The organism is Spirosoma litoris, assembly GCF_054776755.1.
This window is the reverse complement of record NZ_BAAHBI010000036.1, coordinates 118,106-135,012: the sequence shown is the minus strand read 5'-3', so window position 1 is coordinate 135,012 and position 16,907 is coordinate 118,106. Positions and strand designations below refer to the sequence as shown.

General features: G+C 42.6%; 12 protein-coding genes. 6 read left to right on the top strand and 6 right to left on the bottom strand.

The features are described 5' to 3' along the window. The first annotated feature begins 114 nt into the window (after positions 1-114). The 6 genes from ACYVGR_RS22780 (at position 115) to ACYVGR_RS22755 (ending at position 8,686) form a co-directional block, all read left to right on the top strand. Positions 115-972, top strand: a complete 858-nt coding sequence (locus tag ACYVGR_RS22780; protein ID WP_460961023.1) for a hypothetical protein — start codon at positions 115-117, stop codon at positions 970-972. A gap of 188 nt (positions 973-1,160) precedes the next feature. Further along, positions 1,161-1,646 (top strand): (2Fe-2S)-binding protein, encoded by a 486-nt coding sequence (locus ACYVGR_RS22775; RefSeq protein WP_460961021.1) that lies wholly within the window; start codon positions 1,161-1,163, stop codon positions 1,644-1,646. A gap of 214 nt (positions 1,647-1,860) precedes the next feature. Further along, on the top strand, positions 1,861-2,514 hold the full coding sequence (locus ACYVGR_RS22770; protein ID WP_460961019.1) for a hypothetical protein: 654 nt from the start codon (positions 1,861-1,863) through the stop codon (positions 2,512-2,514). A 26-nt stretch (positions 2,515-2,540) separates the two neighbouring features. Beyond that, positions 2,541-4,688, top strand: a complete 2,148-nt coding sequence (locus ACYVGR_RS22765; protein ID WP_460961017.1) for a molybdopterin cofactor-binding domain-containing protein — start codon at positions 2,541-2,543, stop codon at positions 4,686-4,688. 251 nt (positions 4,689-4,939) lie between these two features. Beyond that, on the top strand, positions 4,940-7,486 hold the full coding sequence (locus ACYVGR_RS22760) for a TonB-dependent receptor (protein WP_460961015.1): 2,547 nt from the start codon (positions 4,940-4,942) through the stop codon (positions 7,484-7,486). Between the two features lie 255 nt (positions 7,487-7,741). Beyond that, positions 7,742-8,686 (top strand): NAD-dependent epimerase/dehydratase family protein, encoded by a 945-nt coding sequence (locus tag ACYVGR_RS22755; protein ID WP_460961013.1) that lies wholly within the window; start codon positions 7,742-7,744, stop codon positions 8,684-8,686. A gap of 168 nt (positions 8,687-8,854) precedes the next feature. Here ACYVGR_RS22755 and ACYVGR_RS22750 read toward each other — a convergent pair whose 3' ends face one another. From ACYVGR_RS22750 to ACYVGR_RS22725, 6 genes are all read right to left on the bottom strand, one after another. After that, on the bottom strand, positions 8,855-9,493 hold the full coding sequence (locus ACYVGR_RS22750) for an acyltransferase (protein ID WP_460961011.1): 639 nt from the start codon (positions 9,491-9,493) through the stop codon (positions 8,855-8,857). A gap of 55 nt (positions 9,494-9,548) precedes the next feature. Beyond that, positions 9,549-10,778: a glycosyltransferase family 4 protein gene (locus tag ACYVGR_RS22745; protein WP_460961009.1), complete on the bottom strand. Its 1,230-nt coding sequence runs from the start codon at positions 10,776-10,778 to the stop codon at positions 9,549-9,551. A gap of 91 nt (positions 10,779-10,869) precedes the next feature. Continuing rightward, positions 10,870-12,402: a capsule assembly Wzi family protein gene (locus ACYVGR_RS22740; RefSeq protein ID WP_460961007.1), complete on the bottom strand. Its 1,533-nt coding sequence runs from the start codon at positions 12,400-12,402 to the stop codon at positions 10,870-10,872. Between the two features lie 232 nt (positions 12,403-12,634). Continuing rightward, positions 12,635-13,777: an acyltransferase family protein gene (locus ACYVGR_RS22735; protein ID WP_460961005.1), complete on the bottom strand. Its 1,143-nt coding sequence runs from the start codon at positions 13,775-13,777 to the stop codon at positions 12,635-12,637. Between the two features lie 226 nt (positions 13,778-14,003). Further along, positions 14,004-15,299 carry a WcaI family glycosyltransferase gene (locus ACYVGR_RS22730; protein ID WP_460961003.1) on the bottom strand — a complete coding sequence of 432 codons (1,296 nt, stop codon included), beginning with the start codon at positions 15,297-15,299 and terminating at the stop codon, positions 14,004-14,006. A gap of 378 nt (positions 15,300-15,677) precedes the next feature. After that, a complete protein-coding gene (locus tag ACYVGR_RS22725; protein WP_460961001.1) occupies positions 15,678-16,754 on the bottom strand; it encodes an acyltransferase family protein in 1,077 nt (358 codons plus the stop codon). Positions 16,755-16,907 lie beyond the last annotated feature (153 nt).

Sequence of the window (16,907 nt, the reverse complement as noted above, 5' to 3'; positions counted from 1 at the left end):
GAGGAGCGAAGCTGTCGTTAGTCTAAAAAAAAATCGAGCTACTGAAACAGTGTATTCATTTGCTCAACGAAATACAACCTGAATTGTCTTACCACCATAAACCAGACATCGATTATGCTACTTTGTCGACTTATCGCCCTACTAGCCTGCTTGCTTCGGGCCTTCTTAACCGGATTGTTGGTGAATTCAACGACTCCCTTCATGACCGTAACCCGGCGAAAGACGTTTGTGTGGGTCTACATTTTTGCCCTGCTCTTGTATGCACAGGTGGGCCGGGCCCAGTTTGAGCCAGCGGCTCAACAAAATGAGGTCGAAATCGATTCAAGTCGAGGCTATTGGCAGCTTACAACGCAGGCAAGCACGCGCAGTACGATAGTTCAGTTTTTTGGCCCTGATCGCCATCTTCTCTACGAAGAAATTATGCCCGAAAAATGGGTCAAACTAAGTCGGAAAAATCAAAAGCAGTTTGATCAATTACTAGCGAAGTTAGTCGCTAACCAACTTCTAACGGATCGTATTAAAACCGAGGCTCTTCCGCCAACACCGGCAGAGCCCAAAATGCCCAATGTATCTGTCAAAACCAATGCCAGCTCGTACGCAAACTCAACGGTCAATTCGTATCTGGTTCATGCGTACATCAATCAAACGGGCAAGCTGTACCTCATTGTCGATAACCCTGATCGGTACCGATATATGGTTAAGGTGATTGATCAAGGCGGGCAATCGCTCTATGAAGAGTTCACCAACCATGATCGGTATCGACGCCGGTTGGACCTGTCATCACTGCCGAATGATGCCTACCAGGTCGTCGTCCAGATCAACAACAAACCCTTTGTTTATAAACTGAAACGACACGCGAACAGAATGGCTTATAGCCTTCAATCGCCATCAGCGCTCAAACCCCAGCCTGGTACAGAACCTAATCGGGCCGATAACGACCGGTTGTTGATGCCTGTTTCGATTGATTTATAACTGGCATACGCTTAGGCCCGACTCAGACCAAAGCAATTATTTGATTTTCGTCACTCTTCGTTTGAATACAATAAGGATAGTAAAATGCCTTACTCTACTTTAGACGTCACATATTAAGGGAATACTTACCCCTCGCAACAAACAGAAATTTAGGCAGTTATACAGAGTAGAATTAAAACGATACCACTATGGCAACGATCAAATTTAACATCAATGGAAAAGATCAGTCGATCGATGTCGATCCGCAGATGCCACTTCTGTGGGCAATCCGGGATGTTGTTGGCCTGAAAGGTACCAAGTATGGTTGTGGCGTGGCACAGTGCGGAGCCTGCACAGTCCATTTAAACGGCGAAGCCGTCCGCTCGTGCGTTACCCGCGTTAGCCGTGCTGCCGGGCAAAAAGTAGTTACTATCGAAGGCTTGTCGGAAAACAATAATCACCCCGTGCAACTAGCCTGGCAGGAGATCGATGTACCGCAGTGCGGCTATTGCCATTCCGGCCAGATCATGTCAGCAGTCGTGTTGTTGCGGGAGAATCCAAACCCAACCGATCAGGACATTGATAATGCCATGGCCGGTAATATTTGCCGTTGTGGTACCTATCTGCGCATCCGTAAAGCCATCCATCTAGCCGCCGGTATGGAGCAGAAGGTTGGTGTCAATCATAATGACTGACATAGTGCTTTACCAAAGTAGATTCTGTAGATTCTATCGGATTCTATTGTCATTACTCTACCGATAATCAACCCATAAGTCATCAATTAGAATCAACCGCGCGGGCGAACCCGAGAATCTCTAGAATCTAAATTGGACAAGTAATAGTATAATGGATAATGCCGCTGCCGCTACTCATCACTAATCATTATCCATTACCCCTCCAATTACCGCTATGAAACGACCTACTGAACCTCAACCCTACTCTTTCCGACCAATCCGAACGATTGTAGCGGCAGGGATTATGCTGACCGTAACGGCGATTATGGCATCAACTTTCGGAACAACACACAAGAGGATAGAAAAGAGAGCAAAACCCAACGCAGCCCCCGTCAATCGGGATAGTGTGGAATCCGTAAAAGCCTTTGCGAGTGTGTATAAAGTACTGATGAGTCCTCGCTGCATGAACTGCCACCCATCGGGCGATGTACCGTTGCAGGGAGATGATAGCCATTTGCATACGATGGGACCCAAACGGGGAGTTGAAGGAAAAGGGCTATACGCTATGAAATGCGCCAACTGCCATCAGCCCACCAACACGCCAGGTGTCCATACGCCACCAGGCAACCCGAATTGGCACTTACCGCCAGCCTCCATGAAAATGGTTTTTCAGGGTCGAACACCCCATCAATTGGCCAAACAACTGATCGATCCGAAACAGAATGGTAATAAAACAAAGGAACAATTGCTCGAACATGCCCACGATGGGTTAGTACTGAGCGGCTGGAATCCCGGCGAAGGCCGTACGCTGCCCCCCTTGAGCCATGCCGAATTTGCAAAAGCCTGGACCACCTGGATTAAAAAAGGGGCCTATGCGCCTAAACCATAAGAACTTCATCGTCAATCAGGAACACCATGACAGTATCCAGAAGGAATTTCCTAAAAACCGTTGGCCTTAGCGGAGCGGTTCTTTCGTTGGGTATTTATATCCCAACCAACGCCGAAGAAGCCGAAATTATCAAGGCCACCGAGGCCGATAGTTTTGGTGTTGAGATGAATGCCTGGGTACACATCGATACATCGGGCAAAGTCACCATTTTTAGCCACCGGGCCGAAATGGGCCAGGGTGTTTATCAGGCTATTCCTCAGATGGTTGCCGAAGAACTGGAAGTAAATCTGGACGAGGTAAACATCGTTTTTGCGAAAGGCGACAATAAGAAATACGGGAGCCAGATTACAGGGGGTAGTTCAACGGTTCGTGGTTCGTACAAGAATTTACTGAATCTGGGCGCTACCGCTCGCGAAATGCTGATTCAGGCAGCAGCCAACAAATGGAGCGTACCCAAATCGGACTGTTATGCGCAGGCCGGTCATGTGTTTCACCGACCAACAAGCAGGCAATTTCACTACGGAGAGCTTGTTCTTGATGCCAATAAACTGGAGACGCCCAAGAATATTATCCTGAAGAAGCGATCGGAATACAAGCTCATTGGCAAGCCGCTACCTCGTCAGGATACCCGACTGAAAACCAACGGTACAGCTACCTTCGGCCTGGACAAAGAGATTCCGGGTATGCTCTATGCGATGGTAGTGCGTAATCCACGCTTGCGGGGCAAGGTCAAAAGCTTTGATGATACCGCAGCCCGCAAAATCCCCGGCGTTAAACACATTGTTAAGACCCGAATGGGCGTTTTTAGTACCTACCGGGAAGGCGTTGCTGTTGTAGCCGATTCGATATGGGCAGCTATGCAGGCCAAAAAAGTACTGACTGTGGAGTGGGACGATAGCGGTTTTGAACACCTAAGCACGGCGGAGATTTACAAGCGTCAGGCCGAAGCGCTCCAAACTCAGGAAGGACTTCCGTTTAAACAACAGGGAGATGCTGCGGGCATTATCGCTCAGGCCCCGAAGAAAATCGATGTGGTTTATGAAACTCCCTACCAGTACCATAGTTGCATGGAGCCACTGAACTGCGTGGCTCACTATCAGGAGGGTAAGCTCGAAATCTGGGGACCAATCCAGGCTCCTGAGTGGATACAGGATTACATCAGCAAAGAAATGAGCATCCCCCGCGAAAACGTGATCGTGAACATGACGTTTCTGGGTGGTGGATTTGGCCGGAAAGCCTTCATGGATTATCCCCACGAAGCATCGGTGATTTCAAAGGCCATTGGTGCTCCTGTTCAGGTGGTGTGGACTCGGGAAGACGATGCTACGCAGGGGCCGTATCGGCCAGGTATATCCTATCGCTGCGAGGGCGTCGTTACCAATGGCGAAATCAGTGCATTCAAAGTCAAACTAGCTGGCCAAAACAATAATCATTGGCGTGGAGCCCCAAAAGACAAACCAAACGGCAGTGCTTCGGAAGGCTTTCTTAAACCGTATTTTGATAGTATTAAAAACCTGAGCATTCAGGATATTCCCTTCGAAACGCCCATTCCCACCATGTGGTGGCGATCGGTCTATGCGTCGACCAACGGCTTTGCCTACGAAAGTTTTCTGGATGAGCTGGCTATCGAGGCAGGAAAAGACCCGCTGGCTTTCCGGAAAGACTATTTGAAGGAAGATCGGCTGCATCTATTAATTGACAAGATGATCGACGTATCGGGCTGGAAAAACCGGAAGAAAAATGAGGGATACGGTACCGCCATTACCGAATGTTTTGGCAGCACGGTTGGTCAGGTAGTCAAAGTATCCCGCAATACGGATGGCAAACTAACCATCGATCGCGTCTGGGCTGTTATGGATTGTGGCTGGTACGTTAATCCCGATACCATCAAAGCGCAGGTAGAAGGAGCTATTGTGATGGGCCTTGGTGCCGCCACGATGCACCAGGTAACCTTCCAGGATGGTATACCGGTCGACAAGAATTTCTATTCATACCAGTTGCCGCGTATCACAGATATTCCCCCAATTGAGATATACATCATGGAGAACGATGCCGATGCGGGTGGCGTCGGCGAACCTGGTTTACCGGCCTTCGCCCCTGCTCTGACAAACGCCATTTTTGACCTGACCGGCAAGCGAATTAGAAAGCTGCCGTTTAGTCTGGCAACTGTTTAAATTTTTTCGACAGGATTTACAGGATGAACAGGATGTCTATCTACTCAACACATCCTGTTCATCCTGTAAATCCTGTCGAAAAAGAGGATACAAACGAACGAAGACCTATAATAACCTCCCTTTTGTCAATCGTCCCTTTAAACCGGGAATTCATAAAATCTGGACAAACTTCATATTTGTTAGTTGGCTTAAACTTGTCAGTCGTTATATTCAACAAAACATAACGAACTTGCCAACTTTTTCCAACCTATATGCTCAATTCTACCATTCTTTGGCTAAGCTTAGCCGCTCCTGTTCCAACGGATACAATTCCCAATCCTGACACCCTACGTTCTCGAGAATTGGCCGAAGTAGTTATATCGGCGTCGCGGGTATCCGAATCAATCCTCCGATCGCCCGTTAGTATTGAAGTTCTGGATGCCCGGCGCATTCGGCTATCGGCTCAACCGTCCTATTTCGATGCGATTGAAAATATCAAAGGGGTTCACCTGCTCACATCTAGTCTGGGTTTTAAGGTATATAACACTCGTGGATTTGCCACAACAACCAACGTTCGATTTGTCCAGCTTGTTGATGGCCGAGACAATCAGGCACCACACATCGGGGCTCCTATTGCCAGCGCATTGGCCCCTTCCGATCTGGATATTCAACAAGTTGAGCTGGTGCCTGGTGTTGCCTCTGCCCTTTACGGCATGAACGCCTTGAATGGCCTTGTCAATATTCTGACCCGCAACCCCTTCGATTCGGAAGGGTTAAGTATCGGCCAGAAAACGGGAGTCAATCATGTGAGCGATGCCGCTACATCGGCAAAGATGTATTCAGAAACCAGCCTGCGGTACGCCCGTCGGTTGGGAGAGCGGTTTGCGTTTAAGGTAAATCTGGTTTATCAGCGTGGTTATGACTGGATAGCGGACAATCGAGACGACCTGAACCCCAATGGCAATGCCTCGCTCAACTTGTTTGGGGCCGATAATCCCGCTTACGATCCCGTTAATGGCTATGGCAACGAATCGGCCAACCGACGTACGCTCACCCTGGGCGGCAAACGCTATAGCATTGGTCGGACGGGCTACTATGAGAAAGAAGCTACTGATTACGGTCTAAAGAATTTGCGCGGTGACCTGTCTCTCCACTACCGGTTCTCTCCGACAGTTGAATTAGCTTACACCTACCAGGGCGCTACATTGAACAATGTTTATCAGCGAACAAACCGCTTTCGTTTAGAAAACTATCGGCTCGATCAGCATAGTTTGACTTTGACTACCCCTTCGATACAAGTCCGGGCGTATAGAAGCAGCGAAAACACAGGCGACTCCTATAACATTCGGTCGATGGCCGAAAATATCGATAAGTCATTCAAATCTGACAACCAGTGGTTTAGCGACTTTACAAATCAATTCAATAAGGATACACAGGCTGGTACCGCTGTTTCTGACGCGCTCCGGGATGCCCGAGCCGTAGCTGATCAGGGAAGACCTGTACCGGGAACGCCTACCTTTAACAATCTGGTTGCCAAGCTGCGTGACATTAACAATTGGGATATTGGCGCGGCTTTGCGGGTGCAGTCCTGGATGTATCACGTGGAAGGGCAGGTTGAACCGACGCGAGTTCTCTGGAAGCGGTTTCGGGAACAGACCGGCTTAACGATTCAGGCTGGGTTCGATTTTCGGCGGTATATCGTCTTTCCCGATGGTAATTATTTTATTAACCCTACCGAGAGTGGCAAAAATCTAGTTTATGGCAAAACGGGAGGCTTTGTGCAGCTAAGTCGTACCTTTCTTGACAATAAACTAAAGGTAGCCGGGGCGCTACGGATCGACAAAAACTACTATTTCGATGTCCGACTCAACCCTCGATTGTCGGTCGTGTATTCGCCAACCGAAAATAATAACATCCGGGTTTCATACCAGAATGGCTATCGATTCCCTTCCTTATTCGAGGGTTTCACCAACATTAACTCAGGGGGTGTGAAGCGCGTTGGAGGCTTACCGATCATGTCGCACGGGATTTACGAAAACGCTTACCTGGTCACGTCCATCAACGCGTTTCAGGCAGCTATCACCACCGATGTCAACACCAACAAATCGACTACAGATCAGGCTATTCAGAAGAACAAAGGACTACTTAAACAAAGCCCCTACACCTACTTGAAACCCGAACAGGTGAACAGTTTTGAGGTGGGTTATAAGGGCCTATTTTTCAAACAGCGCCTTTTTGTTGATGTCGACGCTTATTACATGGCCTATAAAAACTTCATCGCTCAGGTAAACGCCAACATAGCCAAAGGCTCGAATCCCGATTCGTTGGCCTATTATTTTTCGTCCTCGACTACTCAGGACCGCTATCGGTTATGGACTAATTCGCAAACCAAAGTTTTCAATTACGGAGCCAGCCTTGGTCTGCGCTATAGCGTAACCCAGAACTGGTCGGTGGGCGGGAATGCATCCTTTGCTCAACTCGATCGGGCAGAAAATGGCGATGGATTGGAGAGTTCGTTTAATACACCTCGCTGGATTACAAACCTCACCATTTCGAATGGCAACCTCTGGCAGGGCATTGGCTTTTCGGTGAACTACAAACACCAGGACGCCTTTTTGTGGCAGTCAGAGTTGGCTACAGGAACTGTATCCGAGATCAATACGGTAGATGCCCAGATCAGTTACCGACTTCCAAAGCTAAATCTGCTCATAAAAGCGGGGGGCACTGATATTTTTAATCAGTACTACTATACGTTTATTGGTGGCCCGGCTGTAGGTGGACTTTATTATACAAATTTGGTGTGGGAGCCCAGGTTTTAGGCAGTTGTTAAGGCTCGTTAGGCGGTTCACCAGAACTAGTTGTCATCTAGTTGGCCGAAACTGCCTTAAGGCATAACTTTTTAGAAAAAAGACCCCATTTAAAGTAAAAATCCCGACAAGTCTTGGCTTGTCGGGATTTTTATATTTCCAGGTTTACCTAAAAAATATATGACGGTTTATTACTATCTTGAAAGTCTGAGTTAGTCACACCCAATAAGTGATCAGCTCAGATTTTCACACCTTTGTTATCTGAACATGAACATTTTATTATCAGGTGGGGCTGGTTTTATTGGATCGCACCTGGCCAACCAGTTACTAACTACCGGCTGTACGGTTCACGTACTGGATAACTTCTTCGAGAACTATAGTCCAGCGCAGAAATGGCGTAATATAGAAGCCAATTTAGTCAACTCTAATTACTACCTACATCGGGGCGATATTTGCCATAAAGAGACGTTAGAAAAACTATTTCAGCAGTATACGTTTGATACCGTTGTGCACCTGGCTGCATTGGCTGGCGTTCAGGCTTCGTTTCAACAACCAGCGACCTATATGGCGGTAAATGTTGAGGGAACGCGAAACTTGTTGGAGGTTATGCGTACCAGTGGCGTCAGGAAACTAATCTATTGTTCATCGTCATCGGTCTATGGAGAAAGTTGTTCTTTACCACTCCAGGAAAACTGCCAGCCCCTCCTACCAATCTCCCCTTATGCACTCACAAAATATCAGGGCGAAAAACTCTGTAAAGAATACCATCGGCAGTTTGGTATTGAGGTAACCTGCCTTCGCTTTTTTACAGTTTACGGTCCAGGCCAACGCCCCGACATGGCCATATCACAATTTTTAAAGGCCCTTCTCCAGCAGCACCCACTAACTGTTTACGGAGAAGGAAGCAGTCGTGATTATACCTACGTTTCTGATATTGTTCAGGGAATTTGCCGGGCCATGCACCAGATAAATGGATTTGAGATTTACAACATCGGCAGCGGAGCGCCCGTATCGACCCAGGAGTTGATCAACACACTCGAGATTGTGACAGGCCGACAGGCGACTATTATTCAGGCGCCTAACCGAGTTGGCGACGTTAGCCACACCTGGGCTGATTTGACGAAAGCCCAACGCGAATTAGGGTATCAACCCGCTGTTAGCCTGCGGGAGGGGATTGGTAAGATGGTCGACTCGCTTACAAAGCTAGTTTAACTAAAGTTGGCGATTCATGCTTAGCAAGTCGTGTAACTAGTGCTTTAGCAAAATAGATTCTAGGGGATTCTATAGATTCTCGGGGCCGCCCGCGCGGTTGATCCTATTGTACTGATAATCAAAGACGATAGAGCCCAAAGAATCTATAGAAACTAAATTGGACGAGTACTAGTAAACGAATCCAGTGGTTCGGGTAAAATACTTAGCTGTTGCTGGTATTTTTTGAATACGTTTTGCGGGCACACCACCGTAAAGCGTCCACTCATCAGTATGCGCTTTATTCAACAACGCCTTTGCACCAAGGACCGAATAAGCTGGTAGCGCAGCGCCCCCTAATACGACCACATTCGTCCCCACGAACGTGTAATCGCCAATGTAAATAGAGGCACTATCCTGCCGATTTTCAGCTACATCGATCGAATGGGTCAAGAACTGCGAGTTATACCCAGCGATGGTTGCAAAGCGGCCAATGTGGATTAGACTTGTACAGTCAAGATGATGATTTTTTGAAATAGCTGCCGATTCTCCCATTCTCAGTTCAGCCTGGCGCTCCAATTGATGCCGAAAATGTAACGAATCCGTATTCATTGGGAAACCCGTAATCCAATTACCACGCCCAATGCTTGCGTTCTGCCCCATATGTATCTGCTCAAGATGAATAGCCACGGTAAAATGATCAATCCGGGCGCCCTCTGCCATACTAAGTTTACGGGGGAATATCCAGGCCAGACCGATATGAGCACGCGGATGAATTTCGTACCCGAACCACCGCATCAAAGCAAGGCGTCGCAGGGGCCAGGGCAGCATACACGAAATTAGCTTCAAAAACATACGTACCGACAAAGGACTACAAACCGCATTCCTAGTTACTTCCTACTGATAATGAACTTGTTTCAGAAACTCCAGCAAGATTTACGGAGACAGGTGGCACACTGTCAAGAGAAATGGCTGGCCGTTTCAGTCCATGCAACTCGATATATGTATTTACCATATGGATTGGTTCAAAGCGCTTCGTATTTTCGAATCCTCGTCGAATCAGGTCCTGACGAATATCTTTATCTTGTAAAGCCAGAAAAGCATTCGCGAATTCCGCAGGTTTGGTTGGGTCAAGATGGAAAGCAGCACCACCACTGATTTCCGGCATAGGTTGATTATGGCTGGCAATGACAGGAGCCCCACAAGCCTGCGCTTCAATGACAGGCCACCCGAAGCCTTCCGAAAAAGAAGGGAAAATAAACGAATCGCAGGCGTTGTAAAGGGCAACGAGTGTAGCATGATCTGGCTCCTCAACCGACCAGATCCGATCCTGCAAACCCACTGAACGGGCATGGCTCATTAACACTTCGTCAACGGCATTTCCAGCGAAACAAATGTTACCAGTCCATTGGCTACCCAACGAATGCACCATATCAATCAGCATACGTCGGTTCTTACGTGGAAGCCACGAACCGACATGAAGAATAAACGGAACGCCTGGTTGAATACCCGCTTTGCTCAACAACGATTCTTTCTCTTCTGATTGAATAACCTCAAACCGTGCGTTGAAACCAACATGAACAACTCGCCAGTCGACCCGGTTAGTTGTGTAACCAGCTGTCACTTCGTTTAATTGATCAAGCGTTTGTTGGGAATCACAAGCAATTCGTTTAGCTCGACTCAGATTGACCAATATCCACTTCTGTAAAAATTTTCCCAAACCTGACGTCGGCCAGTAAGCATCAGCGTAGCCCAAAGCCCCTCGAATAGCAATGACATCGTGGCAAGTTATCACGGTCTTATCGATTGGCAAATGGGCCAGATAGGGGGCATTTGAATGGTCGCATATGTGAAAACGAACCTCTTGGCGCGATAGGCGAATCCCCACTTGACGCCGTCGTAATAGCAATGGAAAAATCAGCCATTTATCCACATATCCCACCCATTTCCCCAAACCCGACGTTGATGACTTAAACCAGGTTCCCAACAGGACTTTAGGGCGCCAGACTTCCGTCTCTATTCCAGCATCCCGAAAAGCAGCTGATAGCATATGTGCAAAGCGATCCATGCTCTCCTGTCGATCAAGTGGGTAATTACTAATCAGGATAACCTTCATGACGAATATTTTTTCGTTGGCAAGAAATTCAAAGCGACACAACTAACGATAATCTATATACGTATTACTAACCCTATGATTAGGCAAGCATTTATCTTATCATACCTTCTTTTCTGATCATTACCATAACTCCCAGGTTATTGGTAAAAATATCGCCCGTATCATAAGCCAGTTTTATGCCTGCTTTCAGTCCGGTTGGGTTACCCAACGAAATGTTATTAGCCTCCAGACTCATATAAAGTTGATTGTAGTTCTTTTCGATCATTGGCCACTCATAATATTTATTAGCCGTAACGAGTAACACAAGGGGGATTTTTTGAACTGCTAAAGCATACAAACCCATATGTAATGTTTGTACTGCATTATTATTTACAGGTCTGTTCCGACTAAACCAGTCATTTCCATTACGCATAGCTGCTGGAATATCGGCCGTTCTCGTAAAAATCGGCGTACCAATAACCGACGCCTTATTCACCCAGCCGTCAGGATATTGTGCGTTGAAAAAGTAATCATCCCCACCATATATTGGATCATTTCCACTACGGTTCAGGCTAGTCAAGAACTCGAATGTTAGTTGTTTAAGTTGAAACCAACGATCGTTAGTAGCACTTAAATTCTTCCATCGGACTCCCCAAAGTCCATCAGGAAAATTTTGAAACTTTAGCCCAGAGCCATCCTCATAAAGATGCTGATAATAAGCATAAATATTGGACTGTCGTAATTGAATATCTATAGCAAAATCAATGGAACCCAGATGGTTACCAACTTGATTCAGTGTATCAATGGTGGTAAATTGTTCATCTCCACCCGGCTGTCCAATAGGCCAGACAACTGCTTTATAAGCTTTCCAGGAACTGGCTAAATGACCATTTTGGGTCAATGTACCACCGGGAAAATAGTGCATATAAGCTGGTAAAACGGGCAAATATCCCCCCCACTGAACAAAATGATTAATACCACCGTATAATCGAAATTTCCAGTTGGGTTTGCCAAAACGCAGAAATACAGATTTGGCATGCAGCATTACGTGTTGCATTGAATCTGAATTGGCAAACCAGCCCTGACTAAAAAACGCATTAATTGCCAGAACTCCGCTAGTAAATTTTAAAGGAGTAAAATCTCTTGTTCCTAACCGTATTTGCGTAATTGGTAAAGCATTTCCTGACCAAGCAACAGAACCGGAAGTCAACAAAGTATCGGTTAGTCCATTAATCTCTTTTCGACGACCAATATATAATTCACCGTGACCAAGTCGAATAGATGCATAGGCTTCGGGTAAAATCAGTCGAGAATTTTGGTTCAAATTTCCAACTAACTCAACACCTGCTTTGAAATAAAGTTTTCTGGGTTGCCTGGCATTGCCCCAAAGTGCAGTAAATCCAACACTACCAATTCCAGTTGGTGAATCCCAGGGAACAGTGCCAAATTGATTTGATCGCAGCCAAAACGGTGTGTTACCATTAGTAGAAGTCAAACCGGCTATTTCTGCCCGATATACAACTCCCCGACACGTTGCTGTATCGTAAATGGGTCGATTATGAAACTGCCCAATTGCAGGAACACGGGTGAAAAACAGAAAAAAACTACTCAATGCGAAGCCAAATAAGATGAAGTAGCTTTTCATTAATAGGATATAATAAAAAATTAGTCCAAATAACAAAAAAGGATCAACATCAAGGTTACTTCAAATTTTGCAAGGTCTCTTCCCGATAATTTTCCCCAATGTACTATATCGATTAGTTACAGAAGATCAGAGTTAGACTAGTTAATAGAAAGCCATATATAAATCAAAGTGCATTTAATGACCGACAAGAAGTTTACAAAAAATCAATACAAATTGACAGTTCGATAACACATTAACTCTCGTATTTAACAAAAGAGCGATTTTGAAAAACCTTAAAATAGTTTATTTTAAAAATATCAAGCTTCAACAAAGAGACTCTTTTTTCCAGAAAAATACAAACCAATATTAAAACAACAATAATAGGCAATTGAATAAACAAATTAAAGTCATAATATTTAAGAAAGAGTAATACAGGGTAATGTATTGCATAAATTGCATAACTACCCAAGCCTATCTCATAAAAGGCAATGTTTAAGAAATCCTGTATTTTATTAAACAATAACTTCGGATATAGTTTAGATCTACTTAAAAAAAGCACAAAATAAAAAAAAGCATTCATTAATAATCCTCTGCTGAGCACCATAACTGATGCCGAGTGAATATATGTCCTAGTTATTAATGATCCAGCTAAACCAATTACTAACACAACCAGAAATAACAATTTAAGATTTTTAGCTTTCAAAAAAAACAACGAATTAATGTATCCAAGCAACCAAACCATAAATCCACCAAAAAATAAAATATAAGGCATAAAGAAGAGTTTATTCAAAAAAATACTAAGAAGCGTAACAAGGAAAAGAATAAAGAACTTAAACACTATAGAAAAATTAGATACCTTAGAGTTAACGAAAAAGACAAATGGGAATAACAAATAGAAAAAGAACTCATAAGCTAAGGACCATAAGCAGCCATTAAAGCCAAAAGGAACGAACCATGATTCTGGAATCGATGGAGCAGTTTGTAAAAACAATAAATTACCAATTAAATTGAATAAACTAAATTCTTTACCATTAACTACACCCATCAGGGAACCAATGAGAAAAGCAATTAATAATGAAAGCCAATAAATAGGAAGTATACGTTTAAATCGTCTATAGAAATACTCATTAATTACAAGTTTTTGAGTCAATTGTTTGTCTTTTAAACTTAACCCGATAGAAAATCCAGATAAGACAAAGAAAAAAGTCACCGCTTCTTGGTTTAGATGCGATATCTGTTCAAGCAATCTATAAGCGAGCTTGTTGAAATGGTAAAAAAAGTAAAAATTATTAATCTCAAAGAAGTGGTGAAACAGCACAATCATAGCGCAGAATCCACGTAAGCTATCTAAAATAATTATCCTATTATTTTCATTAGTTATCTCCCTGTTTAGCATGATCTAGTATAGTTTAATCATAAAAACAGTGTAATTAATCTAAGAAATTATTTTTCACGAGTACTATATACTAGTGCTTTGACAAACTAGATTCTAACTGTTTCTATAGATTCTTCCGACTGTTGTTGTACTGATAATCAGGAACGATAGAATCAACCGCGCGGGCGGCCCCGAGAATCTATAGAATCTAAATTGGACGAGCACTAGTTTCTTAATTTTAATATACCTAAGCTAAAGGACTGTTAGTATGTGGTAAACTTTTAGCCACAGGAAATTTCAATGGTCTAGTTACCGAACTATGCAATTGTAGTAAATCATTCTCAAATTTCCTCAAAATCGCTTCCTTGCTCAAATGTAATTCAGCATATCTACGCGCATTCTGTTTATAAGTCGACAAATCTGACTCTAAAGCGAGTTTAATTCCATTAAAAAGAGCATCAACTGATTCTGGATCGATTAAAATACCCATTTGATGGCGGTAAATAATATCATGTAGATTAGTACCAGGAACAGCCGATACTAAGGTGCAGCCACCAGCAGATAAAATACTAATTAATTTTGAAGGCAAGACCAAATCAGACACTGATTTTTTTTGAAGTACTAAATGAATATCGGCCGTTGCCAAAATCGCGGGCAACTTTTCATAAGGCTGAAGTGAATGAAACAACACATTCGTCAAGCCATATTGCTGTGCCATAGTCTCTAAGTGTAATTTATAACTGCCAGATCCACATATTAAGAACTTAACCTGTTTATTATTAGAAAATGAGTGTGCAGCTTTAATAATTAGTTCTAAACCCTGCTTTTCTCCTAAACTACCAGAATATAAAACTACTTTATCAGTATCACATAAGCCTAATTCAGCACGTAACGATTGCGCTGGTGGCAAAGGTTTAACATGTTGCTCATCAACCCAGTTAGGAAATAGTTTACAGGAAGATTGTATTATTTTTTTATCAGCTGTTTTGCGAATCATTCCTTCACTTATAGTCGAAACGCTCATGCATCGTTTTAAGATAAATTTTTCAATTCTAAAAAGAAAATATAGGAATTTCTTATTCTTGAGCATATCCAGCTCTTTAGCTACGTCAATCTGTAAGTCCTGAAGATGCATCCACAATGGAACATTCCGAAACAATGAATACAGAACGGGCAAAAAGCCAACATGAAACGGGGGGGCAACACAAATTACAACATCATACTGTTTTGAAAAAAATATAGGTAACCAATAATATAAACTACTAAGTATAAATGAAAACTCATGTATTATTCGTTTTAACGCAGTAGCTTTTTCTGGGACATATAAAGGACAGCGATTAACAGTAACACCATCAATAATTTCTGTAAACCACATCCTACCTTTATATCGCTCATGTATAGCCCATTCTGGATAGTATGGCATTGCAGTAATTACCTGAACAGTATGCCCTCTCTGTTTAAGCCAGGCACCCATTTCACCAGTATATTTACCTACGCCCGTAAGTTCAGGTGCATAATTAATGTCGTAAATTAAAATCTTCATAAAGGAAAAGTCAGTTGAGAGTATAGACACAAAAGTTTCTTTTCAAACGAACTGGGCAATAAATAACTAATCATAGCCGATAGCTATTTAGGTAATATTTCGATAAACAATTCGAAATATTAAAAAACTCGCCCTCCAGTACTGTATGCATTTTTAAAATTCACGCAGTATTAGAAAGTAATATGGAATATAACAAACAACAAATTATTTATTAGATAAAATTTTCTTTAATAATTTTAAAACGAATGGCAAGATTTTAGCTCATTGCAAGTCAACACTGTAAAAGTAAAACCAGTAATTGTTCTTAAAAACCTTTAATACATGAATACGTTATAAAATAATAAACTTTACAAATTATCCAACTTTTAGATATAACTACTATTTCAGATGCGATAATGGAAGATTTAGGAAAGAGAGCTTTTTAAGTTTGAGAGCCCTTGCCTCTATAAAGTGCCAGGATAATATAGACAATGGAAATGTAATCAATACCCCTAAAAGAAAGTTTTCAATCTGACTCATTGAGGGATAATAATAAATTAAAATTTGTTGTACTGGCCACGCCCAAATGTACATACCATACGAATAATCACCATAATTGTTAAAACTGAACAATCGGTTTTTCACAAATCCTAGCACAATTATTAAATAAGCTAATGAAAAAGTAAATATTAATGTTCTAAGGTATTTAACAAAAAATATATCAATGAGCTTTTCAGAAGAAAGCAAGGAAGCTATAAAACACAAAAGCGATATAATAATATTCCATGGGGTTAATCTTATGCTACTTCTAAATCTATAAAATAATATCCCTACAATAAAAAAAATAACATTATGTAGCAACATGGGCGTTTGGTTTAAACCAATCGAAACCCACAAAATAAAAATATACAACATAACAAATAAAGATTGTTTATATCGTTCTGCTCGAATTTGCCCGACAAAAGCAACAAAACAATAAAACATTATTTCTATTGGCAACGTCCAAATGCTAGTGTTAACTGAACTGCCAATAACATTATTTTCAAATACGCCTGGCAGATAAAAAGAGAGTTTAAGACAAACGCAATTAAGTAAATATTTATAAGTTTTGTAATTGCTAAAGTATTCAGTCAACGGTAAAATTGTCAAAACTGGCCCGATGACAAAAACAAGGATGACTATCATGCTTATTAAGGCAGGAAATATTCTAATTACCCTACAAAACAAGTATCTAAATAAACTGGAGGACCTATCATAACTCTGTTGGATCAAAAATCCACTTATGACAAAAAAAACATAGACAGATAATGTCCCTATACTAATATAGTTATCAGACACAATTTTTAATGGCTCAATATCTTGATGGCCAGTTATATCAAAAGAATGCGAATAAATAACACATACAGCCGCGAAAAACCTTATTAGATCAAAATTATTGTTTTTCGATAGATTATGATAATTCAACGTGAGGCTCATATTATAGACTATTTACAATCCGGCCTTACAAAACTGAAGCAGTTTGGCAACCAGTAAACTAAATTCGTTTAGACAGTATAATCAATCAATTCCAAAACTAATTTTAGTATGATACAAATTCTCTTATATATAAAGTATATTTTATTTTACGCA

Excerpts from the sequence above, each read along its gene's own strand:
- ACYVGR_RS22780 (WP_460961023.1), top strand. The coding sequence starts at position 115 with ATGCTACTTTGTCGACTTATCGCCCTACTAGCCTGCTTGCTTCGGGCC.
- ACYVGR_RS22775 (WP_460961021.1), top strand. The coding sequence starts at position 1,161 with ATGGCAACGATCAAATTTAACATCAATGGAAAAGATCAGTCGATCGAT.
- ACYVGR_RS22770 (WP_460961019.1), top strand. The coding sequence starts at position 1,861 with ATGAAACGACCTACTGAACCTCAACCCTACTCTTTCCGACCAATCCGA.
- ACYVGR_RS22765 (WP_460961017.1), top strand. The coding sequence starts at position 2,541 with ATGACAGTATCCAGAAGGAATTTCCTAAAAACCGTTGGCCTTAGCGGA.
- ACYVGR_RS22760 (WP_460961015.1), top strand. The coding sequence starts at position 4,940 with ATGCTCAATTCTACCATTCTTTGGCTAAGCTTAGCCGCTCCTGTTCCA.
- ACYVGR_RS22755 (WP_460961013.1), top strand. The coding sequence starts at position 7,742 with ATGAACATTTTATTATCAGGTGGGGCTGGTTTTATTGGATCGCACCTG.
- ACYVGR_RS22750 (WP_460961011.1), bottom strand. The coding sequence starts at position 9,493 with ATGCTGCCCTGGCCCCTGCGACGCCTTGCTTTGATGCGGTGGTTCGGG.
- ACYVGR_RS22745 (WP_460961009.1), bottom strand. The coding sequence starts at position 10,778 with ATGAAGGTTATCCTGATTAGTAATTACCCACTTGATCGACAGGAGAGC.
- ACYVGR_RS22740 (WP_460961007.1), bottom strand. The coding sequence starts at position 12,402 with ATGAAAAGCTACTTCATCTTATTTGGCTTCGCATTGAGTAGTTTTTTT.
- ACYVGR_RS22735 (WP_460961005.1), bottom strand. The coding sequence starts at position 13,777 with ATGCTAAACAGGGAGATAACTAATGAAAATAATAGGATAATTATTTTA.
- ACYVGR_RS22730 (WP_460961003.1), bottom strand. The coding sequence starts at position 15,299 with ATGAAGATTTTAATTTACGACATTAATTATGCACCTGAACTTACGGGC.
- ACYVGR_RS22725 (WP_460961001.1), bottom strand. The coding sequence starts at position 16,754 with ATGAGCCTCACGTTGAATTATCATAATCTATCGAAAAACAATAATTTT.